At 74.8% G+C, this 23,724-nt stretch carries 21 protein-coding genes and 1 pseudogene; 9 read left to right on the top strand and 13 right to left on the bottom strand.

Annotated features, from left to right (window positions below; genetic code table 11):
• Nucleotides 1-24 precede the first annotated feature (24 nt).
• The 3 genes from MTR79_RS09920 to MTR79_RS09910 form a co-directional block, all read right to left on the bottom strand.
• Nucleotides 25-852, bottom strand: a complete 828-nt coding sequence (locus tag MTR79_RS09920; RefSeq protein ID WP_086698566.1) for a class II glutamine amidotransferase — start codon at nt 850-852, stop codon at nt 25-27.
• 130 nt (nt 853-982) lie between these two features.
• On the bottom strand, nt 983-1,405 hold the full coding sequence (locus MTR79_RS09915) for a hypothetical protein (RefSeq protein WP_189363448.1): 423 nt from the start codon (nt 1,403-1,405) through the stop codon (nt 983-985).
• Nucleotides 1,406-1,493: 88 nt separating this feature from the next.
• Complete coding sequence (locus MTR79_RS09910) at nt 1,494-1,931, bottom strand: SHOCT domain-containing protein (protein ID WP_244789772.1); 438 nt, start codon at nt 1,929-1,931, stop codon at nt 1,494-1,496.
• 182 nt (nt 1,932-2,113) lie between these two features.
• Between MTR79_RS09910 and MTR79_RS09905 the strand changes: the two genes are divergently transcribed.
• Nucleotides 2,114-3,523, top strand: coding sequence for a DUF2252 domain-containing protein (locus MTR79_RS09905; RefSeq protein ID WP_244789771.1), 1,410 nt, complete (start codon nt 2,114-2,116; stop codon nt 3,521-3,523).
• Nucleotides 3,524-3,567: 44 nt separating this feature from the next.
• Here the strand turns inward: MTR79_RS09905 and MTR79_RS09900 are convergent, their stop codons facing one another.
• From MTR79_RS09900 to MTR79_RS09890, 3 genes and pseudogenes are all read right to left on the bottom strand, one after another.
• Nucleotides 3,568-3,765 carry a hypothetical protein gene (locus MTR79_RS09900; protein ID WP_048455502.1) on the bottom strand — a complete coding sequence of 66 codons (198 nt, stop codon included), beginning with the start codon at nt 3,763-3,765 and terminating at the stop codon, nt 3,568-3,570.
• A gap of 120 nt (nt 3,766-3,885) precedes the next feature.
• Nucleotides 3,886-4,405: pseudogene (locus tag MTR79_RS09895) on the bottom strand (hypothetical protein).
• A gap of 79 nt (nt 4,406-4,484) precedes the next feature.
• Nucleotides 4,485-7,070 (bottom strand): LuxR C-terminal-related transcriptional regulator, encoded by a 2,586-nt coding sequence (locus MTR79_RS09890; RefSeq protein WP_244793105.1) that lies wholly within the window; start codon nt 7,068-7,070, stop codon nt 4,485-4,487.
• 385 nt (nt 7,071-7,455) lie between these two features.
• Between MTR79_RS09890 and mmuM the strand changes: the two genes are divergently transcribed.
• Together mmuM and rho are read left to right on the top strand one after the other, a co-directional pair.
• Nucleotides 7,456-8,370, top strand: coding sequence for a homocysteine S-methyltransferase (gene mmuM, locus MTR79_RS09885; RefSeq protein WP_244789770.1), 915 nt, complete (start codon nt 7,456-7,458; stop codon nt 8,368-8,370).
• A 299-nt stretch (nt 8,371-8,669) separates the two neighbouring features.
• On the top strand, nt 8,670-9,872 hold the full coding sequence (gene rho / locus MTR79_RS09880; RefSeq protein WP_244789769.1) for a transcription termination factor Rho: 1,203 nt from the start codon (nt 8,670-8,672) through the stop codon (nt 9,870-9,872).
• Between the two features lie 14 nt (nt 9,873-9,886).
• Here rho and MTR79_RS09875 read toward each other — a convergent pair whose 3' ends face one another.
• Together MTR79_RS09875 and MTR79_RS09870 are read right to left on the bottom strand one after the other, a co-directional pair.
• Complete coding sequence (locus tag MTR79_RS09875) at nt 9,887-10,417, bottom strand: hypothetical protein (RefSeq protein ID WP_189363445.1); 531 nt, start codon at nt 10,415-10,417, stop codon at nt 9,887-9,889.
• Nucleotides 10,418-10,461: 44 nt separating this feature from the next.
• A complete protein-coding gene (locus MTR79_RS09870; protein ID WP_244789768.1) occupies nt 10,462-10,995 on the bottom strand; it encodes a 2'-5' RNA ligase family protein in 534 nt (177 codons plus the stop codon).
• A 108-nt stretch (nt 10,996-11,103) separates the two neighbouring features.
• Between MTR79_RS09870 and MTR79_RS09865 the strand changes: the two genes are divergently transcribed.
• Together MTR79_RS09865 and MTR79_RS09860 are read left to right on the top strand one after the other, a co-directional pair.
• The gene (locus MTR79_RS09865; RefSeq protein ID WP_244789767.1) at nt 11,104-11,607 is read left to right on the top strand and encodes a hypothetical protein; all 504 of its coding nucleotides are present in this window, start codon (nt 11,104-11,106) and stop codon (nt 11,605-11,607) included.
• Nucleotides 11,608-11,930: 323 nt separating this feature from the next.
• Nucleotides 11,931-13,250 carry a GAF domain-containing SpoIIE family protein phosphatase gene (locus tag MTR79_RS09860; RefSeq protein WP_244793103.1) on the top strand — a complete coding sequence of 440 codons (1,320 nt, stop codon included), beginning with the start codon at nt 11,931-11,933 and terminating at the stop codon, nt 13,248-13,250.
• A gap of 16 nt (nt 13,251-13,266) precedes the next feature.
• Here the strand turns inward: MTR79_RS09860 and MTR79_RS09855 are convergent, their stop codons facing one another.
• Nucleotides 13,267-14,823 carry a carboxylesterase family protein gene (locus tag MTR79_RS09855; RefSeq protein ID WP_244789766.1) on the bottom strand — a complete coding sequence of 519 codons (1,557 nt, stop codon included), beginning with the start codon at nt 14,821-14,823 and terminating at the stop codon, nt 13,267-13,269.
• A gap of 359 nt (nt 14,824-15,182) precedes the next feature.
• A complete protein-coding gene (locus MTR79_RS09850; RefSeq protein ID WP_189363442.1) occupies nt 15,183-15,830 on the bottom strand; it encodes a ThuA domain-containing protein in 648 nt (215 codons plus the stop codon).
• Nucleotides 15,831-16,259: 429 nt separating this feature from the next.
• Between MTR79_RS09850 and MTR79_RS09840 the strand changes: the two genes are divergently transcribed.
• The gene (locus MTR79_RS09840; protein WP_189363656.1) at nt 16,260-16,661 is read left to right on the top strand and encodes a VOC family protein; all 402 of its coding nucleotides are present in this window, start codon (nt 16,260-16,262) and stop codon (nt 16,659-16,661) included.
• Nucleotides 16,662-16,674: 13 nt separating this feature from the next.
• Here the strand turns inward: MTR79_RS09840 and MTR79_RS09835 are convergent, their stop codons facing one another.
• Nucleotides 16,675-17,373, bottom strand: coding sequence for a helix-turn-helix transcriptional regulator (locus tag MTR79_RS09835; protein ID WP_244789765.1), 699 nt, complete (start codon nt 17,371-17,373; stop codon nt 16,675-16,677).
• Nucleotides 17,374-17,382: 9 nt separating this feature from the next.
• A complete protein-coding gene (locus MTR79_RS09830) occupies nt 17,383-18,321 on the bottom strand; it encodes an AraC family transcriptional regulator (protein ID WP_244789764.1) in 939 nt (312 codons plus the stop codon).
• Nucleotides 18,322-18,401: 80 nt separating this feature from the next.
• Here MTR79_RS09830 and MTR79_RS09825 point away from each other — a divergent pair, with 80 nt between their 5' ends.
• Nucleotides 18,402-19,241, top strand: a complete 840-nt coding sequence (locus MTR79_RS09825) for an NAD(P)H-binding protein (RefSeq protein WP_244789763.1) — start codon at nt 18,402-18,404, stop codon at nt 19,239-19,241.
• Between the two features lie 21 nt (nt 19,242-19,262).
• On the opposite strand, the gene MTR79_RS09820 is transcribed toward MTR79_RS09825, so the two are convergent.
• Nucleotides 19,263-20,411 carry a YihY/virulence factor BrkB family protein gene (locus MTR79_RS09820; RefSeq protein WP_086702060.1) on the bottom strand — a complete coding sequence of 383 codons (1,149 nt, stop codon included), beginning with the start codon at nt 20,409-20,411 and terminating at the stop codon, nt 19,263-19,265.
• Between the two features lie 90 nt (nt 20,412-20,501).
• Between MTR79_RS09820 and MTR79_RS09815 the strand changes: the two genes are divergently transcribed.
• Together MTR79_RS09815 and MTR79_RS09810 are read left to right on the top strand one after the other, a co-directional pair.
• The gene (locus tag MTR79_RS09815) at nt 20,502-22,136 is read left to right on the top strand and encodes an acyl-CoA dehydrogenase family protein (protein ID WP_244789762.1); all 1,635 of its coding nucleotides are present in this window, start codon (nt 20,502-20,504) and stop codon (nt 22,134-22,136) included.
• 250 nt (nt 22,137-22,386) lie between these two features.
• On the top strand, nt 22,387-23,646 hold the full coding sequence (locus tag MTR79_RS09810) for a helix-turn-helix domain-containing protein (RefSeq protein ID WP_086702076.1): 1,260 nt from the start codon (nt 22,387-22,389) through the stop codon (nt 23,644-23,646).
• Nucleotides 23,647-23,724 lie beyond the last annotated feature (78 nt).

Raw genomic sequence — 23,724 nt, 5'->3', positions numbered from 1 at the left:
GGCGCCCGCCGAACCGTCCCGGGCTCACTCCGGCGCGAACGTGTGCATCTCGTCCCCCTCCGGCTGCACCACTCCGTACGAGCTCTCCGGGACCTCGTTCCAGGCGCCGGGCAGGTCTCCGAGGGGTTCGGAGACGATGAGGCGGGCGTCGTCCGCGATGTCCCGCAGGAACGCCACGTCCGGGTGGAGGGACTTCAGCGTCTCGACGCGGGTGCTGTAGAAGAGGGACCGGGACGTGCGCTGCGTCGAGTAGCGGAAGGACCACAGCCGTACGCCGTCGGTGACCGCGACGGTCATCTGCATCGGGTGCTCGACGCCGTGCTCGTGTCCGGTGCGCTCGACCAGGCCGGCCATGCGGGCGACGGCGCCGCGCGGGTCGTCCTCCAGGCCGAAGGTGAGCGCCAGGTAGAACATCATCTCGGAGTCCGTGGACCCCTCGAGGTACGGGAAGAGGTCCGGGCGGACGGCCAGGGCGAGGTCGCGCCGCAGCAGGGGGAAGCCGTCGATGGCCCCGTTGTGCATCCACATCCAGCGGCCGTACCGGAAGGGGTGGCAGTTGGTCTGCTGCACCGCCGTACCGGTGGAGGCACGGATGTGGGCGAAGAACAGCGGGGAGACGACGTGCCCGGCGATCTCCCGCAGATTGCGGTCGCTCCAGGCGGGGCCGATGTCCCTGACCACGGCGGGACTGTCCTTGTCCGGCATGTACCAGCCGACGCCGAAGCCGTCACCGTTGGTGGTCTCCACACCCATCCGGGCGTGCAGGCTCTGGTCGATCAGGGAGTGGACCGGCCGGTAGAGCAGGTTCTCGAGCAGGATCGGGGAGCCCGAATAGGCGAGCCAACGGCACATGTCCACCGCCTTCCCGGTCGGGACGGGAGCCGCGTACGCCCGGGCGGGCGTGAGCCGAGGGGCCCACGCCCGCCCGGGACACCGCACGCACCGCCGGGTACCCAGCGCGCCGCGGGGGACGCGTCCCGCGTCAGGTGCGGGAGCGGCCGCCCACGCACAGCGCCCAGATGACGAACCCGGAGAAGGCGATCATCACCACGGACCAGACCGGGTAGTACGGCAGGGACAGGAAGTTGGCGATGACGACGAGGCCGGCGATCACCACGCCCGAGACCCGGGCCCACAGGGCACCGCGGCCCAGGCCGAGACCGACGAGCACCGCGATCGCGCCGAGGACGAGGTGGGTCCAGCCCCAGGCCGTCAGGTCGAACTTGAAGACGTAGTTCTGTGTCGCCACGAAGACGTCGTCCTCGGCGATGCCCATGATCCCGCGGAAGATGTCCAGCACCCCCACGAGCATCAGGGTGACGGCGGCGAAGACCGTCAGGCCGCCCGCCCACTCGCGCTTCGCCGACGGCGCGTGCGCCCCGTGTGTCGGATGTGTGGCTGTCATCGCAGTGCCTCGGTTCCGTGTCGTGTCCGCGCCGCGGCGGACGGTGTCCCACCGTGTCGGCGGGCGGGAGGGCCCGGTCACGTCCCGCTCAGGAGCGGGGCCCGTGCCCGCTCAGGACCAGTTCCTTGGCCCTGCGGAACTCCTCGTCCGAGATGTCCCCGCGCGCCTTGATCTCGGAGAGCCGGGCCAGTTCGTCCACGCTGCTGGTCCGCTCCCCCGTCCCCTTCGGCGTCTCCCGGATGTAGCTGTCGAGCGCCTCCTGCTGGGCGCGCGCCTGGGCCAGCTCACGGCTGCCCATGTTCCGGCCGCGGGCGATCACGTAGACGAAGACGCCCAGGAAGGGCAGGACGATCGTGAAGACCATCCAGCCCGTCTTGGCCCAGCCGCTGAGGGAGTCGTCGCGGACGATGTCGACGATCACCCGGAAGAGCAGGATGAACCACATGATCCACAGGAAGAAGACCAGCATCGTCAGCAGTGCGCTGAGCAGCGGGTAGTCGTACGCGAGATACGTCATGCCGGTCATCTCCTCCTGGCTCGCGGGCCCTCTGCGCCCGCCCGCGGCGCGCGCCGTCGCGTCGTGCCGACCTCAGCGTGCCCCTTACGGCGTCCCGGTCGCCTCACCCGGCGCGGGTGATCCGGCGGGCGGGGCGCACGGGATGGGATGGACTGCGTGGAGTCGTGTCCGTGCGCGACGGGAGGACGACGATGGCGGTACCGGACGTGTTCGACGCGCGGGCGGCTGCCTCCCCGGCCGCGCGGGCCTCGCACGGCAGGCGGGCGCGGGGGCGTGCGCCCCGCTCGTCCCATGCCGGGTTCACGCCGGTGCCGGGACGGCCGGACCCCGTGGACGTGCTGGAACGGCAGTCCGCGTCCCGGCTGCCCGAGCTGGTGCCGGTCCGCCACGGCCGGATGCTGGAGTCGCCGTTCCGCTTCTACCGGGGCGCGGCCGCGATCATGGCGGCGGACCTCGGGCCGCTCCCGGACACCGGGCTCACCGTGCAGCTGTGCGGGGACGCGCATCTGCTGAACTTCCGGCTGCTGGCCTCCCCCGAGCGCCACCTCGTCTTCGACATCAACGACTTCGACGAGACGCACACCGGCCCGTTCGAATGGGACGTCAAGCGGCTCGCCGCCAGCTTCGCCATCGCCGGGCGGGCCAACGGCTTCACCGTCGCGGAGCAGAGCGACGCGGTGCGGGCCTGCGTCGCCGCGTACCGGCTGCGCATGCGGGAGTTCGCCGGGATGCGCACACTGGACGTCTGGTACGCGCAGGACGACGCGGACCGGCTGCGCGAGCTGGCCTCGGCCCTGAACGCAAAGGCCCGGCGGCGTACCGACGAGGCGGCCCGCAAGGCCCGCGGCCGCACCCACCTCCAGGCGTACGCGAAGCTCACCCGGGTCACGCCCGAGGGGCGGCGCATCGAGGCGGACCCGCCGCTGGTCATCCCGCTGCGGGACCTGCTGGACGGCGCGTCGGCCGAGGAGGAGGGCCTGCGCGCGGTGCTGGACGGCTACGCGCGGTCGCTGGCGTCGGACCGCCGGCATCTGCTGAGCCGCTACCGCCTGGTCGACGTGGCCCGGAAGGTGGTGGGCGTCGGCAGTGTGGGCACCCGCTGCTGGATCGTGCTGCTGCTCGGCCGGGACGACGACGATCCGCTGCTGCTCCAGGCCAAGGAGGCACAGGAGTCGGTGCTCGCCCCGTACACGGACGGCGAGGAGCCCGACAACCAGGGCCGGCGGGTCGTGGAGGGGCAGCGGCTGATCCAGACGACCAGCGACATCCTGCTCGGCTGGACCCACGCCACCGGTCTCGACGGCCGGCCCCGCGACTTCTACGTACGGCAGCTGCGCGACTGGAAGGGCATCGCCCGGCCCGAGACGATGGACCCCGGTCTGCTGCGCCAGTTCGCCCGCCTGTGCGGGGCGAGTCTGGCACGGGCCCACGCGAGGTCCGGCGACCCGGTCGCCCTCGCCGCCTACCTGGGGCGCGGCGACCGCTTCGACCGGGCGCTCGCGGCGTTCGCGCAGGACTACGCCGACCGCAACGAACGCGACTTCGCGGCGCTGGGGGGAGCGGTGCGGGCCGGCCGGGTGCGGGCCGAGGGGCATCCCTGAGCGTGGCCGAGGGCGGCCCTGAGCGCCGGCGGCCCTCCCGGTGCTCACCGGGGCGCCTGGCGCAGCTCCAGGATCCGCAGGCCGAGGGACTGGCAGCGGGCCAGCAGCCCGTAGAGGTGCGCCTCGTCGACCACCTGCCCGAACAGCAGGGTCTGCCCGGCCATCGTCACGTGGTCCAGCTCCGGGAACATGCGGATCAGCGGTTCCGAGAGCTGCCCCTCGACGCGGATCTCGTAGCGCATCAGCCGCTCCCCGGGTGGTGCCTGGACCGGGCGGACCACGCCCGCCCCTTCCCATGCTCCGTCCCCCGACGGCCGGCACGGCTCACCCCGGGCAGGTGAGAGGGGCGGCCCGGGGCACGGTCAGTGCGTCAGCCACAGCTTGCTCGCCAGGATGACCAGCCCCAGGACGAGGTTGACCAGGGCCGACAGCACCGGCAGCCGTCCCGGCGCTCCCGCCTGTCGTGCCGCTGCCACGGACCAGCCCACCTGGCCCGTCACGGCGACGGACAGCGCGAGCCACTGGCCGCCCTGCACGTCGGGTCCCGGCACGGGCCCGACGCCCACGGCGACCGCCGGAGGCACCGCGGCCCTGACGATCGTCCACTCCTCCCGGCACACCCGCCGGACCACGGCGAGATCCGGCGGACGCTGCGCCAGCCGCGCCCCGAACAGATGGGCGTGCGCATGGGCGATCCAGAACACCACGCCGGTGAGCAGGAGCAGGAGCACGAGTTCCAGCCGGGGGAAGGTCCCGAACGTACCCGGCACCCACGACGACGGAGGCGGCGAGCATGGATCCGCAGACGCCACCGGTGCAGTCGGCGTGCGCACGGGGGCGGCGGACGCGCCGTCCGCCGGCTCCGCAGGGGTGCGCGCGGATGGCTCCGCCGCCGCGGCCACGTCCCGCCCGGGGCCTGGTGGCGTCGCCTCCTACGATGCCCGCGCCGGGGTGCGCCGCCTCACAGCAGGCCCAGTTCGCGGGCTCGGCGGACCGCCTCGCTGCGGCGGCCGACCGACAGTTTCCGGTAGGCGTTCTTCAGGTGCGTCTTCACCGTGTTCACCGAGACGTACAGGTCGGCGGCGATCTCCTCCGTGGACATCGCCAGGGCGAGTCTCCGCACCACGTCCCGTTCGCGGCCGCTCAGCTCCTCGACGGGCGGGGGCGGGCTCCCGGTGGGGCGGGGAGGGGTGGGGCGGCGGTGACGTGGGGTGGGGGTCAGGTAGGGGCGGATCCATGAACCCGCCTCGGCGAGGGGGCGGCGCAGGCCCTCCCGGTGTGCTTCCGCCACCGCGTGCGCGACCAGACGGCGGGCCGCGGAGGCGTCCCCCGCGCGGTCGGCGGCCCGGGCCCGCACCAGCGCGGCCCGTACGGTCACGGACGGGCCCGCGTGCTCGTCGACGGCCGCCCGGTCGAGGAGTCGTACGGCCGCCTCGGGCTGTCCGGCGGCCAGCAGTACCCGCGCCTCGCCCACCACGCAGGCGGGCTGGTCGCGGGGCACCTCGGGCAGCAGCGCCGCGGCGTCCGGCGGCCGGCCCTCCGCGAGGCCGGCGACCGCCGCGACCAGGGCCGTCTCGCCCCGGGCCCAAGGCGAGACGGCGTCGGCCGGCACCCCGGGCTCGACCGCCCTCCACGCCGCGCCGGGCTCGCCGCGGGCCAGGTGCAGACGTGCGGCGACGAGGGCACGCCCGGCCTCGAGGACGGGGTCCCGCAGCGCGGGGTGCGACTCACCCGCCGTGTCGAGCAGCGCACGCGCCTGCCCCAGGTCCTCGCGCTCCACGGCCACGGCGGCGAGGACGAGGCGTTCGACGCCGGAGGAGGCGGGCCGGGCGATCCCGGACCGTTCCGTCTCCGCGAGGGCCGCGCGTGCCGTGCGTTCGGCGCGGCCGGGCCAGCCGTGCAGGACGTCGAGGAGGGCGAGCCGCGCCAGCGCGTCCTCGCGGGGCAGGGCGGTGGCCGGGGCGCCGGGTCCGGTCGCCGCCGCCCGGGTCAGCGCGTCCCGCGCCCCCGCGAAGTCCCCGGCCCACAGCCGGGCGGACCCCAGGTGGTCGAGCAGCAGCGCGAAGAACTCAGGGTGCCGGTCGAGCAGTTCGGCGGGGAGGAGGTCCCGCAGCGCCTCCGCCTCGCGTACGGCGTCCTCGGCGCGGCCGGGCGCGCCGGACAGCCGGGCGACGAGGGCGTCCAGGAGGGCGCAGCCCATCCGGACGGCCGCCGCGCCCGTCTCGCCAGCGGGGCCGTCGTACCGCGCCGTCCGCTCCCGTGCCCGCCTCAGCCGTACGGCGCCTCCGGCGAGGTCGCCCCGGGAGAGCCGGGCTGCGGCGCGGACGAGTTCAGGCGCGGGTCCGTCGCCGCCCCGCGGCCCCATGCGGGAGAACAGCGCGTCGAGGATGTCGGCGCGCGGGCCGGTGAAGAACTGGCCGAGGGCGAGGTCGTCGACCAGGGCGGAGGCGGTGAACTCCCAGTCGTCGGCGGCGGCGCCGTGCCCGAGCGCCGCCGGGAGCGCCCCGGCCGTGCGGAGGCAGACGGCGGCCCGCCGGTGCAGTTCGGGCTCCAGTCCCGGGCGGCGCATCCGCAGGTGGGCGCGGAGGATCTCCGCGAACAGGGGGTGCAGCCGGTACACGCCGTGGCCGACGTGCTGGACGAAGGCGTTGCCGCGGTGCAGCCGGGCCAGCACGGCCTCGGCGTCGGCGCGTCCCGTGACGGCGTTGGCCAGCCGCGGGCCGAACCGGTCGAGGACGCTGACCCGCAGCAGCAGTTCCTGCGTGCCGTCGTCCTGCCGTTTGAGCACCTCGGCCAGCAGGAAGTCGGCGACGGCGCTGCGGTCGGCCTCGAACTCCTTGAGGCAGAGCTCCGGGTCCGGGGCCTCCTCCGCCGCGAGCGCGCACAGCCGCAGTCCGGCGGCCCATCCCCGGGTCCGCTCCACGACCCCGCGCACCGCGGCCGGGGACAGCCGCAGGCCGTGCGCCTCCATCAGCCGGGCCGCCTCGCCGGGTGTGAAGGCGAGCTCCGCGTCGCGGATCTCGGTCAGCTCGCCCGCGGCCCGGTAGCGGTGCAGGGGCAGCAGCGGCTCGGTGCGGGTGACGAGGACCAGCCGCAGCCCCGGCGCGGAGTGGCGCAGCAGGAAGTCGAGCTGGGCGGCGATCTCCGGGGCGGTGACCCGGTCGAACTCGTCCAGCACCAGGACCACCGGCCGGTCCCGCCCGCCGAGGAGAGCGGCGAGCCGGGTCGGCAGGGCGTCGCCCACCCGGTTCGCGTCGGCCGGGGAGGCGATGTCCCCGGGCAGCGGCACGCCACAGGTGCGCAGCGCCTGGAGGAGGTGCGCCCAGAACATGCCGGCGCCCTGCCCGTCGGTGTCGGTGGTGAGCCAGGCGACGGGCAGCTCCGGGTGCCCGGCCGCCCAGTCCGCGACCAGCAGCGTCTTCCCGGCGCCGGCGGAGCCGTTCACCATGGTCAGAGGGGTGCGCAGAGCGCCGTCGAGGTGCCCGGCCAGCCGCTCCCTGCGCAGGAAGGTGTCCGGTGGCGCCGGGACGGCGAAGCGGGTGCTCAGGAACGGGTCGCCGTGGGGGTCGTGGGGGCCGGTCTGCGGGTCGTAGGAGCCGGGCTCGGGGGCGTGAGGGCCGGGCTCGGGGGCGTCAGGGCCCGTCCGAGGGTCGTGAAGGCCGGGCTGCGGGACGTGGGAGCCCGTCCGAGGGTCGTGAAGGCCGGGCTGCGGGACGTGGGAGCCCGTCCGAGGGTCGTGAAGGCCGGGCTGCGGGACGTGGGAGCCCGTCTGCGGCTCGTGCGGCCCCGCGTGGTGCTCCACGGCCGGGGGGCCGCCGCCCTGTGCTGATGTCACGACACTCACCACCCTTGTCGGGCCGCGTGTGCCTCCAGCATCCCAGCAGCCGGACCGGGGGGCGCGCCGAGCCTTTGGCCTCGGTTAACGTCGCCGTATGAGCACCACGGAGTCCCTCGCCGCGGCCCTGGCGGACGGCCCGGTCGTCCTGGACGGCGGCATGTCCAACCAGCTCGCGGCGGCCGGTCACGACCTGAGCGACGAGCTGTGGTCGGCGCGGCTCCTCGCGGACGAGCCGGAGGCGGTCACGGCGGCACACCGCGCGTACTTCGAGGCGGGCGCGGATGTGGCGATCACGGCGAGCTACCAGGCCACGTTCGAGGGGTTCGCGCGGCGCGGCGTCGGCCGGGAGCGGGCCGCGGAGCTGCTCGCGCTGAGCGTGGAACGCGCCCGTACGGCGGCCGGGGGCGCCCCGGGTGCGCGCCGCCCGCGGTGGGTGGCGGCCTCCGTCGGCCCGTACGGCGCGATGCTCGCGGACGGCTCCGAGTACCGGGGCCGCTACGGACTGTCGGTCGCGGAGCTGGAGCGGTTCCATCGTCCCCGGCTGGAGGTCCTGGCGTCCGCCGCCCCGGACGTGCTCGCACTGGAGACGATCCCCGACACGGACGAGGCCGAGGCGCTGCTGCGAGCGGTGCGCGGGCTGGGGGTGCCCGCCTGGCTGTCGTACTCGGCGGCCGACGGCCGTACACGGGCGGGCCAACCGCTGGAGGACGCGTTCGCACTGGCCGCGCGGGCGGACGAGGTGATCGCGGTCGGCGTCAACTGCTGCACGCCTCAGGACGCGGACCACGCGGTCGCCGTCGCCGCGCGGGTGACGGGCAAGCCGGTGGTGGTGTACCCGAACAGCGGCGAACGGTGGGACGCCCGGGCCCGTGCCTGGACCGGCGAGCCCACGTTCTCGGCGTCCCGGGTGACGGGCTGGCGGGACGCGGGGGCGCGGCTGATCGGTGGGTGCTGCCGGGTCGGTCCGGACACGATCACGTCGATCGCGCGGACGCTGCGGGGGTCGTAGGGCGCCGCGGGCCGCCCTTGCCCCGGCGCGGCACCGTGGTACGGTGCCATGAGTGCCGTGCAGCGCCCCGCCGGGCGCCGGGCCGGTCCTCACCGCCGAAACCTTCTTCGCTTCGGCGTCTCTCCCAGCCGTCACGTCGGCTCTCGCATCGCCCGCGTACGGCTTTCCCCCACGGTCGCACGGCGACCGCAGTGAGGTTCCCCACCGCTGTGAGGCGCGCACCCGCCCTCCCTGAAGACCGCGGTTCCCCCCTTCTCGCTTTCCCCTTCTTCTTTCCGTCCCTCGAAAGGACCGACCATATGACCACCGCTCTCGACCGCCCCGGCAGCCGTCGGACCGCCGACCGGAAGAGCGCCGACCGTCCGGCCCCGGGCAGGCGGACCTCGGACCGGCAGCAGCCCCGGTCCGTCACCGTCACCGGTGTCCTCGACGTCGACGCGACCGGGAAGGGGTACCTGCGCGGCTCCGGCCTCGTGGCCGGGTCGTCCGACCCCGTCGTCTCCTCCGCCCTGGTGCGCCGGCACGGTCTGCGCAAGGGCGACCTGGTGGAGGGCGTCCTCGGCGACCGCAGGGCGCTCACCGACGTCGCCCGCGTCGACGGCCGTACACCCGGCTCGCTCGCCGGCCGTCCCCACTTCCGCGACCTGACCCCGGTCCACCCCCACCGCCGGCTGCGCCTCGAACACCGGGCGGCCGGGCTCGCCGGCCGGGTCGTCGACCTGCTGGCGCCGGTGGGCAAGGGGCAGCGCGGGCTGCTCGTCGCGCCGCCGAAGACCGGCAAGACGGTGCTCATCCAGCAGCTCGCGGCGGCCGTCGCGGGGAACCACCCCGAGTCCCGGCTGATGGTGGTGCTGCTCGACGAGCGCCCCGAAGAGGTCACCGACATGCGGCGCTCGGTCCACGGCGAGGTGTACTCCTCGACGTTCGACCGTCCCGCCAAGCAGCACATCGCGCTCGCCGAGCTGGTCGTGGAGCGGGCCAAGCGGCTCGCGGAGGCCGGCGAGGACGTGGTGATCCTGCTGGACTCGCTGACGCGGCTGTGCAGGGCGTACAACAACGCGGCGGGCCCCGGCGGCCGTACCCTCAGCGGCGGCGTGGACGCCGCTGCGCTGACCGGCCCGAAGCGGTTCTTCGGCGCCGCGCGCGAGACGGAGGAGGGCGGTTCGCTGACGATCCTCGCCTCCGCGCTGGTGGACACAGGTTCGCGTGCGGACGAGTTCTTCTTCGAGGAGCTCAAGGGCACGGGCAACATGGAGCTGCGCCTGCACCGCGAGTCGGCGTCACGGCGACTGTTCCCGGCGGTGGACATCACCACCTCGGGCACCCGCCGCGAGGAACTCCTCCTCAGCCCGGACGAGTTGACGGCCACCCAGGGCCTGCGCCGTGCCCTGACCTCCCGCGACTCGGCGACCGACCTGGAGACGCTGCTGACGCGCCTGCGGGAGACGCCGGACAACGCGACGTTCCTGCGCCAGGTACGGCCTACGCTGCGGAACGGCTGACCCCGGCCCGGGAGTTACAGCTGCTCCCCCAGCTCCGGCGTGTCCGGCGGGTGCACCCCGCCGCCGTCCTTCATGTCGTCCTCGCAGGTCCGTCGGTCCTGGGACGACTGGTCGTTGGGGATCAGCAGGACCTCGGCGACCCGTTCGGGGCTGTCGGCCTTGAGGTAGTAGTCGCCCGTGTAGGGGCCCTCCGGGCCGAACACCTCGGAGGAGTACACCGTGTGACAGCCCAGCACCTCGCGCTTGTCGTCCACCGCGCAGACGTCGACCGCGGGTTCGCTTCCCTGCCCGGCTCCCTCGAACCGGATGCCGAAGCGTATTTCGTCGCCGTCCTCGGGCACCTGCGGATGCGGTTCCCTGCGCCAGCCGGTCACCTCGGCGGTGACGCCGACGGGCCGCCCGCCCTCGTCCACGATCTCCACCCGCACATCCGCCTCCCCGCGCTCCGCGGTCGAGTCGGTGCAGTTCCACAGGAATCCGCAGCCGGACAGGCTGAGCATCGCCAGCACCGAACCGGCTCCGGCGACTGTCCGTGCGACGACCACTCGATGACCTTCCGTCAGGAGGAGGAGGAGTCTACGCCTGGCAGTCAGTCCCGCGGCGAGAGGATCTCCAGCGTCCCCGTCTCCGTGTCGAAGCTGCGCAAGGTGGTGAGGTGGGCCGCCAGCGGGGGTGGGGGGAGGAGTTCCGGGATGCGGCGGCTGGTGAAGGCGCCGGGGCGGCGGGTGCGGCCGAGGGTGATGTGAGGGCTCCAGTTGTCCGGCGCGTGCAGGGGGTTGAGGGTCTCGGGGCGGTTGTCCGCGGTCACCGCGTCCCACACCGTCCGGTGCAGGTCGGTCAGCGCGGCGTCCAGCTCCAGCGACCAGGCCAGGACGGACGTGGGCCGTTCGAAGCGGATCAGGCCGGCGAAGCGGACCGGCAGGGGCAACGCGGCTGCCGCCTCGGCCAGTTCCCACCGGATCGGGGCCGTCAGCTCCGGGCACGCGGCCAGGGTGAGGTGCGGGCGGTTGGTCGGTGAGCGGTGGCGCGCCTGGCTCGGCAGCCCGGCGTCCGCCAGCCGCCGCCAGGCCTCCCGTACCGCCGACTCCGTCGCCTCGTCCACCAACAGTTCCACTGTGCGCACCGCCAAAGCCTACGTGTGCGCCGGTGCGCCCCCTTCCGCATCGAACGGCGCGTTGCGAGTGGGTCAACGTCCGTGACGTCCCTCCCGTCCGCGCCTTCAATGGCAGGCATGGTGCGCACATCGACAACCTCCCTCGCCCTCACTGCCGTTGCCGCGGCCGTGCTCTCCCTCGCTTCCTGTTCCTCCGGTGACGGTGACGACGGTCGTGCGGGGCGGGCCGCGGGCGGGGGTGACGCCTCCGCGACCAGCACGCCCACGCCCTCGGCCTCACCCTCACCCTCTCCCTCCCCCACCGGCCCCTGCGCCGACGGCTCCTGCGAGGTCACCGTCGGCGCCGGGGACGTCGTCGAGGTCCCGGCGTCGTACGGGCTCGGGCCCATCGAGGTCACCGCGGTCGGTGGGGACGACGTCGAGATGGTCGCCCCGGTTCACGGGTCGGGGTACAGCATCGCCGGATGCTCCGGCGGCGGCAGCGTCACGTCGCAGGGCGGCGGGGGCGTGCGGCTGCGGTGCGGTACGGGACCCGCCGCGACCGTCAACGACGTCATGCGCCTCACCGTCGTCGAGGTGCGCGGCAAGACCGCCGTGCTCCGTATCGCACCCGCTTCCTGAGCGGGCGGCGGGACGCCGGCCTGGACGAGCCCGTCGGCGAGCGGACCGTGGTCGCCACGGCGGCATGCCGATGGCGTACCAGGAGGAGAAATGCCCGCTTTGACCGTGTCATGCTGTGATTCTGTTCGATCACGGGCGTGTCGGGAGGCCGAGGTGTACCCCTCGCGTGGAGGGCTGGACGAGCGGAGCAGCCGTGGCCGGCGTGCGGCTGCCGCCGGGGCCTCGCCGAGGTGGACGCGTTGAGCGAGCAGGACGCACGGGACGAAGGGGAGCGGGAAGGGACCGGCCCCGCCCCGCAGCCGCCCCCGGCCCCCGACCTCCGGATCTACCTCGACACCGAGCTGGAACGGATCGGCACCCAGCTGCGGGCCCTGGCCGACGCCAAGGACCGGCTGCAGGGGCTGCTCGACGCCGTCCTCGCGATCAGTGGCGAGCTGGACCTGTCCGCCGTGCTGCGGCGCATCGTCACCACCGCGATGGATCTGGTCGGCGCCCGCTACGGCGCCCTGGGCGTGCTCCACGAGTCCGGTGAGTACCTGAAGGAGTTCATCACCGCCGGGCTGAACGAGGAGGAGCGCGCCGCGCTCGCCGGGATCCCCTTCCCGCACGGCCGCGGTGTGCTCGGCCTGCTGATCCAGGACCCCGAGCCGCTGCGCGTCGAGAACATCCCCGGGCACCCCTCCTCGGCCGGGTTCCCGCCCGGCCATCCCCCGATGCGGACGCTCCTCGGCGTGGCCATCAGCGTGCGCGGTGAGATCTACGGCGATCTGTACCTCTCGGAGCGGTACGACAGCCGGCCGTTCGACCGGGAGGACGAGAACGTCGTCGTCGCCCTGGCCGGCGCGGCCGGCATCGCCATCGAGAACGCCCGTCTGTTCGCGCAGGAACGTGAGAGCGCCGAGCGTTTCCAGCGGCTGCTGCTGCCGTCCCTGCCCGACCTGAGCCCCTTCGAGGCGGCCACCGTGTACCGGCCGGCCACGCAGCCCAGCCGGCTCGGCGGCGACTGGTACGACGCGATGGTGCTGCCCGACGACACGGTCGGCGTGACCATCGGGGACGTCGGCGGCCACGACCTGGACGCGGCCGCCGCCATGGCCCGTATCCACAGCATGCTGCGCGCGCTGCTCTACGACCGCCGCACCCCGCCCAGCGAGGTGCTCGTCCAGCTGGACCGCGCCCTGCAGGCCACCGCGGACATCCCGGTCACCACGGTCTGCCTGGCCAGGATCGAGCCGCACGAGACCGGCTGGGTGCTGCGCTGGAGCACCGCGGGACACTTGCCGCCGCTGCTGATCACCCCGGACCTGAAGACGGAGTACCTGGACGCCGAGCCGGGCGTGCCGCTCGCGGTGAGCACCGGCATCGCGCGGCCCGACCACACGCACGAGCTGCCCGCCGGGTCGATCCTGCTCCTGTTCACCGACGGGCTGGTCGAGCACCACGCGCACTCCATCGACGAGGGCCTGACCGCCCTGGCGGACCTCGCCGCCACCCACGCGGAGCGTCCGCTGAAGGAGTTCGTGCGGGTGCTGGCGGATCACCACCCGAGCGACGGCCAGGACGACATGGCGCTGCTCGCGCTGCGGATCCCGGCCAGTACGCGCTGCCCCGAGCCGGGTCCACCGGGGGGCCCGGCCGTCTGAGCGGCGCTGCGGGGCCTCAGGAACGGCGGAGCGCCCCGTTGCGGCGCAGGCGCCGGACGACCGAGCGGAGTTCCGGCGACTGCGGTGTCCGCGCGGCCCGCTCGGCGCCGGGGGCGGTCCACAGGGCCAGTTCGCGGTCCCGGGGGCCGTGCACGACGTGCGGGGCGCCGTCGCCGTACACCTGGACCGGGTGGTGCGGGCCCCACACCTCCCAGCCAGGGGTGCCGTCGGTGACGAACCGTGCCCACGCCCCGTGCATGGCGTCCGCCAGCTCCTGCGGGGCGCCCTCGCCGGCGAGCTTTCGGGCATCGGGGCTGTCGCCGCTGTCGAAGACGAAGCCCAGCTCCAGGGCGTGGCAGGCGCCCATGCCGGGGCGGTCGGAGGGCCAGGCGAACTCGTAGACGTACGAGGGTTCCGCGCGGCCGTCGGACAGCCGGTGCAGGGGGGCGCGCAGGAGGTGGTCGGTGACCATCTGGCCGACGGTCTCGGCGGTGCCGGCGTCGGGGTGCAGGGCGCGGTAGCCGCGCGGGACCTCGCTGCCGCAGCGGCAGCGGGCCATCGCGCCGGCCAGGGCGACCGGGCCGAGACGGTCGAGGCGTTCCGTCAGACCGCCGGGGACCAGCCAGAGCCGGTACTCGTCGCGGGTCCAGCCGGTCATCAGGGTGACGCCGGGGGCCGCGCCGTCGGTGAGGGCCTCCAGGGGGTCGCGCGGGACGAGGTCGCCGTCGACGACGATGCCGAAGGCGGAGCCGCCGAGCAGCGGGCTGCCGAGCCGGCCGACGTCGGCCTGGGCGCGCAGGAGCTGCTCCCGGTCGACGGCGGCGAAGGCCTCGGCGGTGGCGGGCACCTTGAGGCGGGTGGCCATCCGGCGGACCATGCGCCGCACCTTGTCCCGCTCCGTGGACTCGGGCGGTCCGCTCTGCAGGACGGCCCGCCGTATCAGACCCTGGGACTGCGGTGCCGCGACCAGCGCGCCCGCGCTGATCGCCCCGGCGGACTGGCCGGCGAGGGTGACCCGGCCGGGGTCGCCGCCGAACGCGGCTATGTTCTCGTGCACCCATCGCAGCGCGGCGAGCTGGTCGCGCAGGCCGGGGTTGGCGGGGGTGTCCGGGAAGAGGCCGTACCCCTCCACGCCGAGGCGGTAGTTGAGGGAGACGAAGACGACGCCGTCGCGGGCGAAGGTGCTGCCGTCGTACACCGGGACCGCGGAGGAGCCCCTGGTCAGCGCGCCACCGTGCAGCCACACCAGGACGGGCAGCCGGGCGTCCGGGGACGGGTCGGGGGTCCAGACGTTCAGGTTGAGACAGTCGTCGCCGCCGATGTCGGGGTCGGAGAGGTACTCGGCGAAGGCGGCGCTGTACGGGGGTTTCGGCGCGGTCGGCCCGAACGCGCCGGCGTCCCGCACACCGTCCCACGGCTCCGGCGGCACGGGCGGCCGGAAGCGGCGCGGCCCGAACGGGGGCGCGGCGTAGGGGATGCCGCGGAACACGGCGACGGTCTTCGCCCACCGCCCCCGCACCGCCCCGTACGCCGTCGTCACCTGGGGCATCGCCCGCTCTCCCACTGCCGTCATACGCCCACCACCTTCACCCCGCGCCGGCTGCCGGCCGCCGATGCCGGTCGGCCCGGCCGATGGACCGACCACCGCGGTCGCCGCCCGACGCCCCCGGCCGCCTGGTCCGACGGCTCGGGCCGCCGAAGACCCGAACTCGTCGGTGACAACAAGAGCACCACACCACCCCCCGCTGTTCCTCCCGGAACGGCCCGCCCCCACGTCCGCATGACGGGGTTCTTCCCGTCCCGCGGCCGTGAATCGCCGACGGGAAGGGCTTTCCATCCGGTGGGAGAGGCGGTGGGCCGTTGGGCCGAACGGGGCGTGCGCGGACGGCGGGACGACGTGGTGGAGTGCGCGCACAGTGCCGTGGCGCGAGGTCAGCGGCCCGCGGCCCAGGTGATCCCGCCGCGCAGATGGGCGCGGAAGAGCGGATCGTCGTAGGCCTCGACGGGGTGACCGAGGGCCGTGTAGAAGACGCGGCCCGCGCCCTGCGTACGGCACCAGGCCAGCGGGTGGTCGTCGCCCATGGTGCCGCCGTCGTACGACGACTCGTCGGCGGACAGCAGGACGCGCGCGGAGGACCGCGGGCTGGTCCGGAAGTCGTACCACTCGTCGGTCACCTCCCAGACGGGAGGCAGGTGCCGGGTCGCCGGGTGGTCGTGGTCCTCGACGAGGGCGCGGCCGGGCTGGACCGGGGGGTGGCCGGCGAAGCGGGCGCCGAGGAGGTCGCCGTAGTAGGGCCAGCCGTACTCCGTGCAGGCCGCCGCGTGCACGCCGACGAAGCCGCCGCCGCCCTCGACGTACGCCGCTAGCCGCTCGCGCCCGGCCGGGGTGAGCACGTCGCCGCTGGTGGAGAGGAACACGACCGCCGCGTACCGGTCGAGCGGCTCCTCCAGCGCCGCCGGGTCCTCGTGGGCGTGGATGCCGAAGCCCCCGAGGGCACGCAGGGCGGCGATGCCGGCCGGGATGGACTCGTGCCGGTAGTCGGTGGTGCGGGTGAGAACGAGGAGTGCGGGATCGGCCATGCGCCGGAGCCTACGCGCGCGTGCACGGCCCCCGGCCGCGGGGCCCGGCCGCCTACGATGACGGTCAGCGCGCCGCCGCCCGGGAAGGGGATGCCGGAGCCGATGAGCCTGCGCCAGTGCGAGTACGCCCTGGCCGTCGCCGAGGAGGGCTCGGTGACCGCGGCCGCCGAACGGCTGCACGTGGCCCAGCCCTCGGTGTCCCAGCAGATCCGCGGCCTGGAGCGGGAGCTCGGGGTGAGGCTGTTCGTCGGCGGGAAATCCGCGGAAGTGGGGAATCGGGTGCAGCGGAAAAGACCGTACGTGCGCACCGGAAGGAGAATCGAAGACGAAAAGCGAGCGGAGGGTATAGGCGCCGCCTATACCCTTCGCCGGGGCCCGTGTCCGATTCGTTCAAGACGCCCTGGCCGTCCCCGACCTACCGTCGGCCGCATGAGCACACGATTCGATGCCATCGGAATGGTCGTCCCGGACATGGCCGCCTCCGTCGCCTTCTACCGGCGGCTCGGGCTCACGTTCCCGGAAGGGGCCGAGGCGGAGGGGCATGTGGAGGCGGAACTGCCGGGCGGAATGCGGTTGTTGCTGGACACCGAGGAGATGGTCCGGTCGTTCCACCCGGGGTGGCGGCCGCCGTCGGGAGGGGGCCGGACCTCCCTGGCCGTGCGGTGCGACAGTCCCTCCGAGGTCGACGCGCTCTTCGCGGACCTGGTGGAGTCCGGCGCCCGTGCCGAGCTGAAGCCGTGGGACGCGGTGTGGGGGCAGCGGTACGCCGTCGTGCTCGACCCGGACGGCAACGGGGTGGACCTGTTCGCCCCGCTCCCGACGGGCGGCTAGCCTCCCGCGCGCGTCACGAGGCCGCGTCGGGCGGCACCAGCTCCCGCAGTGCCACCCCCGTCAAGCTCCGTACCTCGCGCGACAGATGGGGCTGGTCCGCGTAGCCGGCGCGGAGCGCGGTCTCCGCGAAGGGGACGCCCGCGCGAGCCAGGGCCAGGGCGCGGCGCATGCGGAGGACGCGGGCCAGGGTCTTCGGGCCGTAGCCGAAGGCGGTGAGTGAACGGCGGTGCAACTGACGTGCGCCCAGGCCCAGTTCGTCGGCCGTCCCGGCGACCGGGCGGCCGGCGTCGAGGGCCGCGACCAGGCGGGTCAGCAGCGGGTCGGGCGGGCCGGCCGACGCGGCCAGGCGGAGGGCGACGTCCTCCAGGCCGCGCGCCGGGTGGTGAGCGGCGTGCACACGGGCGGTCGCGCGCCGCACCTCCGCCGCCGGCCACAGATCCGCCAGCTCCACCCGCCGGTCGCGCAGTTCGTGCGCGGGCACGCCCAGCAGCGTGGGCGCGGTGCCGGGGTGGAAGCGGATCCCGGACCAGGGTCCCGCCGCGCCCGCGTCGACGTGGGCGCGGGTGTCGGGGCCCGCGACCAGCAGGCGGCCGTCGTGCCACAGCAGGTCCATGCAGCCGTCCGGCAGCACCCTGCCCGTCCCGTCCTCACCGGCGGGGACGCTGGTCCACACGGCCGCGCCCGGCAGCCGTGACGCACGCTCCCTGTACACGGGTCCAGGCTACGCGGCGGCCCGGTTCCGCCACTCCTGCGGACTGACGCCGTAGGCACGCTTGAAGGCGGTGGAGAGGGCGAAGGCGCTGCCGTAGCCGACCTGACGGGCGAGGGCGGCGAGGGTGTCGTCGGTGTCGCGCAGCCGGTCGGCGGCGAGGGCGAGCCGCCAGCCGGTCAGGTAGGACATCGGGGGTTCGCCGACGAGCCGGGTGAAGCGGCGGGCGAGCGCGGCCCGGGAGACGCCGGCCTTCTCGGCGAGCCCGGCGACGGTCCAGGCGCGGGCCGGGTCGTCCTGGAGGAGCCGCAGCACCGGGCCGACGACCGGGTCGGACATGGCCTCGTACCAGGCGGGCGGCTCAGCTTCGGGGCGGGCGAACCAGGCGCGCAGGGCGGCGATGACGAGGAGGTCGAGCAGCCGGTCCAGGACGACCTCCTGGCCGGGGGCGTCCCGCCCGACCTCCTCCATCAGCAGCGGGGTGAGCGGGCACTCCCACACGTCGGCGCCGAGAGGGAGCAGCGGCGGCAGCGCGTCCAGCAGCCGGCCGCCGATCTCGCCGCGCATCCGGTAGGTGCCGATGAGCAGCACGGTCCCGCTGTCGGGGCGGTCGCCCCAGGTGCGGACGCCGAGGTCCATCGAGCCGTTGAGGGGCCGTCCGTCGGGGTAGTGGCACCGGCCGCCGGGCAGGATCAGCGCCTGCGGCGCGGTGCCGGGGGCGTCGGCGCAGGTGTACGGGTCGGGGCCGCGGGCGACGGCGAGGTCGCCGGCGCGCAGCCGGATCCCTTCGCCCCGGTCTGGCAGCAGCCAGGCGTCGCCGCGTACGAGGAGCATCACCGTCAGCGGGGCGCGGTCCTCCACCCGCACCGCCCACGGCGGGTCGAAACACGCCCGGATCATGAACGCGCCGCGGGCGCGGGGGCCCTCCAGCAGACCGGTGAGTGCGTCCATGGGGTCAGCGTAGACGCGGGCGTATGCGGGCGCGCCGCTCGACGATGGCTCAGCGCGGACGACGGCAGTTGACTCGGGGCATGGACGGGACGACACGTACGAAGGACATGACACTGGTGGTCACCGGGGCTTCCGGGCGGACCGGGAGCCGGGTGGCGCGGGCCGCGGAGGCGGCCGGGATGACGGTGCGGCCGGCGTCGCGGGCGACCGGCTTCGACTGGGCGGACCGCACGACGTGGGAGGGCGCGCTGCGCGGGGCCGACGCGGCGTATCTGGTGCACCCTGCCGACGTCGGGGCGCCGGGGACGGCCGAGGCGGTCGGCGCGCTGGCGGAGACGGCCCTGGGGGTGGGGGTGCGGCGGCTGGTACTGCTGTCCGCACGGGGCGAGGACCAGGCGCTGCCGACGGAGGAGGCGCTGCGGGCGTCCGGCGCGGACTGGACGGTGGTGCGGTCGGCGTGGTTCGCGCAGAACTTCTCGGAGGGGCCGCTGGCCGAGGAGCTGCGGAGCGGGGAGCTGGTGTTCCCGGCGGGCGAGGTGGCGGAGCCGTTCGTCGACGTGCGGGACGTCGCGGAGGTGGTCGTGGCCGCGCTGGCCGGCGGGGAGCGGTACGCGGGGCGGACGCTGACCCTGACCGGGCCGCGGCCGCTCACCTGGGCGGAGGCGGTGGCGGAGATCGCGGAGGCGACGGGACGGCCGCTGACGTACCGGGCGGCGCCGGCGGACTCCTACCGGGAGACGCTGACCGGGTTCGGGGTGCCGGACGAGGAGGCCGCGTTCCTCGTCGAGGTGTTCGCGACCCTGCTCGACGGGCGCAACGCGCGCGTGGAGGACGGGGTGCGGCAGGTGCTGGGCCGGGAGCCGCGGGACTTCTCCGACGTCGTGCGGGAGGCGGCGGCGGACGGCACCTGGACGGAGTGAGGCCCGCCGGAACCCCTCGCGTCAGTCGCGGTGCTGGTCGTCGTGGCCCGGGCCGTCCCCGTTGCGGGGCTGGACGGACTTGGAGTGGGTGCGGAGGCGGGAGGTGACGTCCTCGGGGGGCAGGAAGCGCGACCAGCGTTCGGGGAACTCGGAGGGCATGTCGGGGTCCGCGTCCCCGGACGCGGTGGTGCGGGCGACGTACTCGGCGACCTGCGCCTGCCGCTGCCGCTCGTTGGCCTCGCGGGCCGCTGCGGTGGCGGCGGCCGGCCACACCCGGTCGATGGCCGCGTTGACGGCCGCCCCGACGAGCACGGCGAACGCGGACACGCCGATCCACAGCAGCACGGCCACGGGCGCCGCGAGGGAGCCGTAGATGGTGGGGCCCTCGACGGTGTTGGTGAGGTAGATGCGCAGCAGGAAGCTGCCGAGCACCCACATCGCGAGGGCGACCAGCGCGCCCGGCACGTCCTCGATCCACGGGGAGCGCACGGGCACGGACACGTGGTAGAGCGTGGTCAGGAAGGCGACGGACAGCAGGATGACGACGGGCCAGTAGAGGATCTGCACGACCGTCGTCGACCACGGCACGATGTCCACCACCGCGTCCGGTCCCGCGACCATCAGCGGCAGCGCGACCGAGCCGATCAACAGGGCCACGATGAACAGCAGGAAGGCGAGCAGCCGGGTCCTGACGATGCCCCGGACGCCGTCGAGGCCGTACATGACGGTGATGGTTTCGATGAAGACGTTGACCGCGCGGGAGCCCGACCACACGGCGATCAGGAAGCCGAGGGAGATCACGTCGGGCCGGCCGCCCTTGGTGACGTCTCTCAGGATCGGCTCCGCGACCTCGGTGACGCCGCGGTCGGACAGCACCGTGCGGGAGGCGTCCAGGAGGTTGCGCTGCACGCTCTGGATGGTGTCCGCGCCGGTCCACGCGTCGACGTAGCCGAGCAGGCCGACGAGGCTGAGCAGCAGCGGGGGCACCGACAGCAGCGTGAAGAACGCCGCCTCGGCCGCCAGGCCCAGGATGCGGTACTCCATGCACGAGTTGACGGTGTCCTTGAGCAGCAGCCAGGCCGTCCTGCGTTTGGACACGTTCCGGTACAGGGCGCGGGCCCGGTGGAGGCGACCGGAGGGCGCGTCGGGGGATTCACTTGCTGGCTGCACGAACCAAAGGTATCCGCCACGCCCGGCGCCACTCACCCACAGGCCCGGTCCTCGCGTGAGAGGGGGCGGGGGGCGGGGTAGGTTCGCCCCATGGCAGGCATCACGCACACCGTGACCAACCAGGTTCCGCCGCTCGTCCGGTACGACGTGTTCGGCTCGGACCGAGCCCTGGTGGAGGCGGTCGAGCGGCACCTGACGCCCGAGGCCCGGGAGGACGGGCTCGCGGAGCTGTCCGCGCTGGGGCACACGTGCGGTTCCGCGCAGGTGCAGGAGTGGGGGGCGCAGGCGAACGAGAACCCGCCGCGGCTGCGCACCCACGACCGGTACGGCCGGCGGATCGACGAGGTCGACTTCCACCCTGCCTGGCACCGGCTGCTCGGCAAGGGCGTCTCGGCGGGGCTGACGGCGGCCTGGGGGCTGCCCGGCGGGCATGTGCGGCGGGCGGCGGCCTTCCTGATGTGGACGCAGGTGGAGGCGGGCAACTGCTGTCCGCTGTCGATGACGCACGCGGCGGTGCCCGCGCTGCGCACCGACCCGGAGCTGGCCGCGGAGTGGGAGCCCCGGCTGACGTCGATGGTCTACGACCGCGCCCTGCGGCCCGCCGGGCAGAAGCCCGGCGCGCTGTTCGGGATGGGGATGACGGAGAAGCAGGGCGGCAGCGACGTCCGGGCCAACACGACGGCCGCGCGGCCGCTGGCCGAGGACGGCACGTACGCGCTGACCGGGCACAAGTGGTTCTGCTCGGCGCCGATGTCGGACGCCTTCCTGGTGCTGGCGCAGGCGCCCGGCGGGCTGACCTGCTTCCTGGTGCCGCGGGTGCTCGAGGACGGCACCCGCAACGTGTTCGCCCTCCAGCGGCTCAAGGACAAGCTGGGCAACCGCTCCAACGCCTCCGCCGAGGTCGAGTTCGACGGGACGTGGGCACGCCGGGTCGGCGAGGAGGGGGCCGGGGTCCGCACCATCATCGGGATGGTGGCGGCGACCCGGCTGGACTGCGTGCTGGGCTCGGCGGGGCTGATGCGGCAGGCCGTCGCGCAGGCGGTGCACCACTGCGCGCACCGGGAGGCGTTCGGCGGGAAGCTGCTCGACAAGCCGCTGATGCGGAACGTGCTGGCCGACCTGGCCCTGGAGTCCGAGGCGGCGACGACGCTGGCACTGCGGCTGGCGGCGGCGTACGACGACGGCGGCGAGCAGGAGCGGGCGCTGCTGCGGATCGCCGTGCCGGCGGCGAAGTACTGGGTGACGAAGCGGTGCGCGCCGGTCGCGGTGGAGGCGTCGGAGTGCCTCGGCGGCAACGGCTACGTGGAGGAGTCGGGGATGCCCCGGCTGGTGCGGGAGTCGCCGTTGAACTCGGTCTGGGAGGGCGCGGGCAATGTGCAGGCGCTCGACGTGCTGCGGGCGCTGCGCCGTGACCCGGGGACGCTGGACGCGTATCTGCGGGAGGTCGGGCAGGCGCGCGGGGCGGACCACCGGCTGGACGCGGCGATCAAGGACGTGCTGACGGATCTGGCGGACCTGGAGGGCGCCGAGGGGCGGGCGCGGCGGCTGACGGAGCGGCTGGCGCTGGTGCTTCAGGGCGCGCTGCTGGTGCGGTACGCGCCGCCGGAGGTCGCGGACGCGTTCTGCGCGGGGCGGCTGGGGGGCGACGCAGGCGCCGCGTTCGGGACGCTGCCGCACACCCTGGACCTGGCGTCGGTCGCGGAGCGCGCCCGGCCGGAGCTCTGAGCTCTGCGGGACGGGGGTGGTGCTGCGCCGACACGGCACCACCCCCGCCACCACGGACTCCCGAAGAGCCGTGGACGCCGCTCGGGGCGGCGTCGCTCAAGTTTCAATCAGTGAGCGGTCGTGTCACCAGAGTTGCAGGGGGTTGCAACTTGCTGTTTCCGTTCCGGTACTGAGCGTCCTCGTCCGGGGCAGACGGCAGTATTGGGGTCCGACAGGTTTTCTTCCGGGAGGTCCGGTGGCGCTCTCGCCGATGGACGTGTCGCATCTGGCCGCCGTCGACACGGCGCGCGCGGCGCGGGTGCTCGACGAGGTCCGTTCCGCCGCGCTGTCGGGGCGGCCCGCGCCCGTCGCTCCCCGCCCGGTGATCGGGCAGTCCTGGGAGCGGATGCTGCGCAGCGGGGTGGACCCCGACCACGGCCGGCGCAGCGGGCTGCTCTCGATGGACGAGGTGCGGCGGCGCCGGGAGGCCTCGCCGCTGCGGCACGTGCTGCCGGTGCTGCGGGAGGGGCTGTTGTCGGTCGCGGACGTCGCCCGCCACATCATGGTGGTGGCCGACGACGAGGGCCGGGTGCTGTGGCGGGAGGGCAGCGCGCCGGTGCTGCGGAAGGCGGACGGGCTGGGCTTCGAGATCGGCGCGGACTGGCGTGAGGACGTCGTCGGGACCAACGGGGTGGGTACGCCCGCGGTGACCGGGCGTCCCGTGCAGGTCTTCGCCTCCGAGCACTTCGTACGGTCGCACGCCACCTGGACCTGCGCGGGCGCGCCCCTGACCGATCCGCGGGACGGGCGGCTGATCGGCGTGGTCGACGTGAGCGGCCCGCTGGAGAGCATGCACCCGGCGACGCTGGCGTGGGTGGACTCGGTGGCGAAGCTGGCCGAGGCGCGGCTGCGGGAGATGCACGTGCGGTCGCTGGAGCGGCTGCGGGCGGTGGCCGCGCCGGTGCTGACCCGGATCGACGGCCGGGCGCTGGTGGTGGACCGGCACGGGTGGACGGCGGCGGTGACCGGGATGCCGTACCTGGAGCGGCTGGCGCTGCCCAAGTCGGTGTCCGCGGGCCAGCGGTGGCTGCCGGCGCTGGGGCGGTGCTCGCTCGAGCCGCTCGCGGGGGGCTGGCTGGTGCGGGCGGAGGACGGGCCGTCGCCGCGTCCCGCCGCACGGATCGTGCTGGATCTGGGCGGGCCGCGCCGGTCGGTGCGGGTGTCCGACGGGGCCGGCGCGTGGTCACGTGAACTGAGTCCGCGGCACGCCGAGTTGCTGTATCTGCTGGCCGTGCACCGGGCGGGCCGCAGCGCCGCCGACCTGGCCCGTGACGTGTTCGGCGACCCGGCCCGCACGGTGACGGTCCGCGCGGAGATGTCCCGCGTACGGCGTTATCTGGGGGCGTTGTTGGAGCACCGGCCGTACCGCTTCACGGAGTCCGCCGAGGTGGAGGTGGTGCCGCCGGACGGTTCCGGGGATCTCTTCCCGCGTACGGCGTCCTCCCCGGGGCTGGTCCGCGGCTCGCGCTGAGGATCTGGCCGGAAACCGCCGCGCCGACGGGGTACATCTGTACGTGGGCACGTGCCCTCGGGCGGCCCGCGCGTGAAA

The organism is Streptomyces sp. BJ20, from assembly GCF_022869105.1.
GTDB classification, from domain to species: Bacteria; Actinomycetota; Actinomycetes; order Streptomycetales; family Streptomycetaceae; genus Streptomyces; species Streptomyces griseoincarnatus.
The sequence above is the reverse complement of the archived record's forward strand: the minus strand, read 5'-3'. Positions and strand labels throughout refer to the sequence as shown.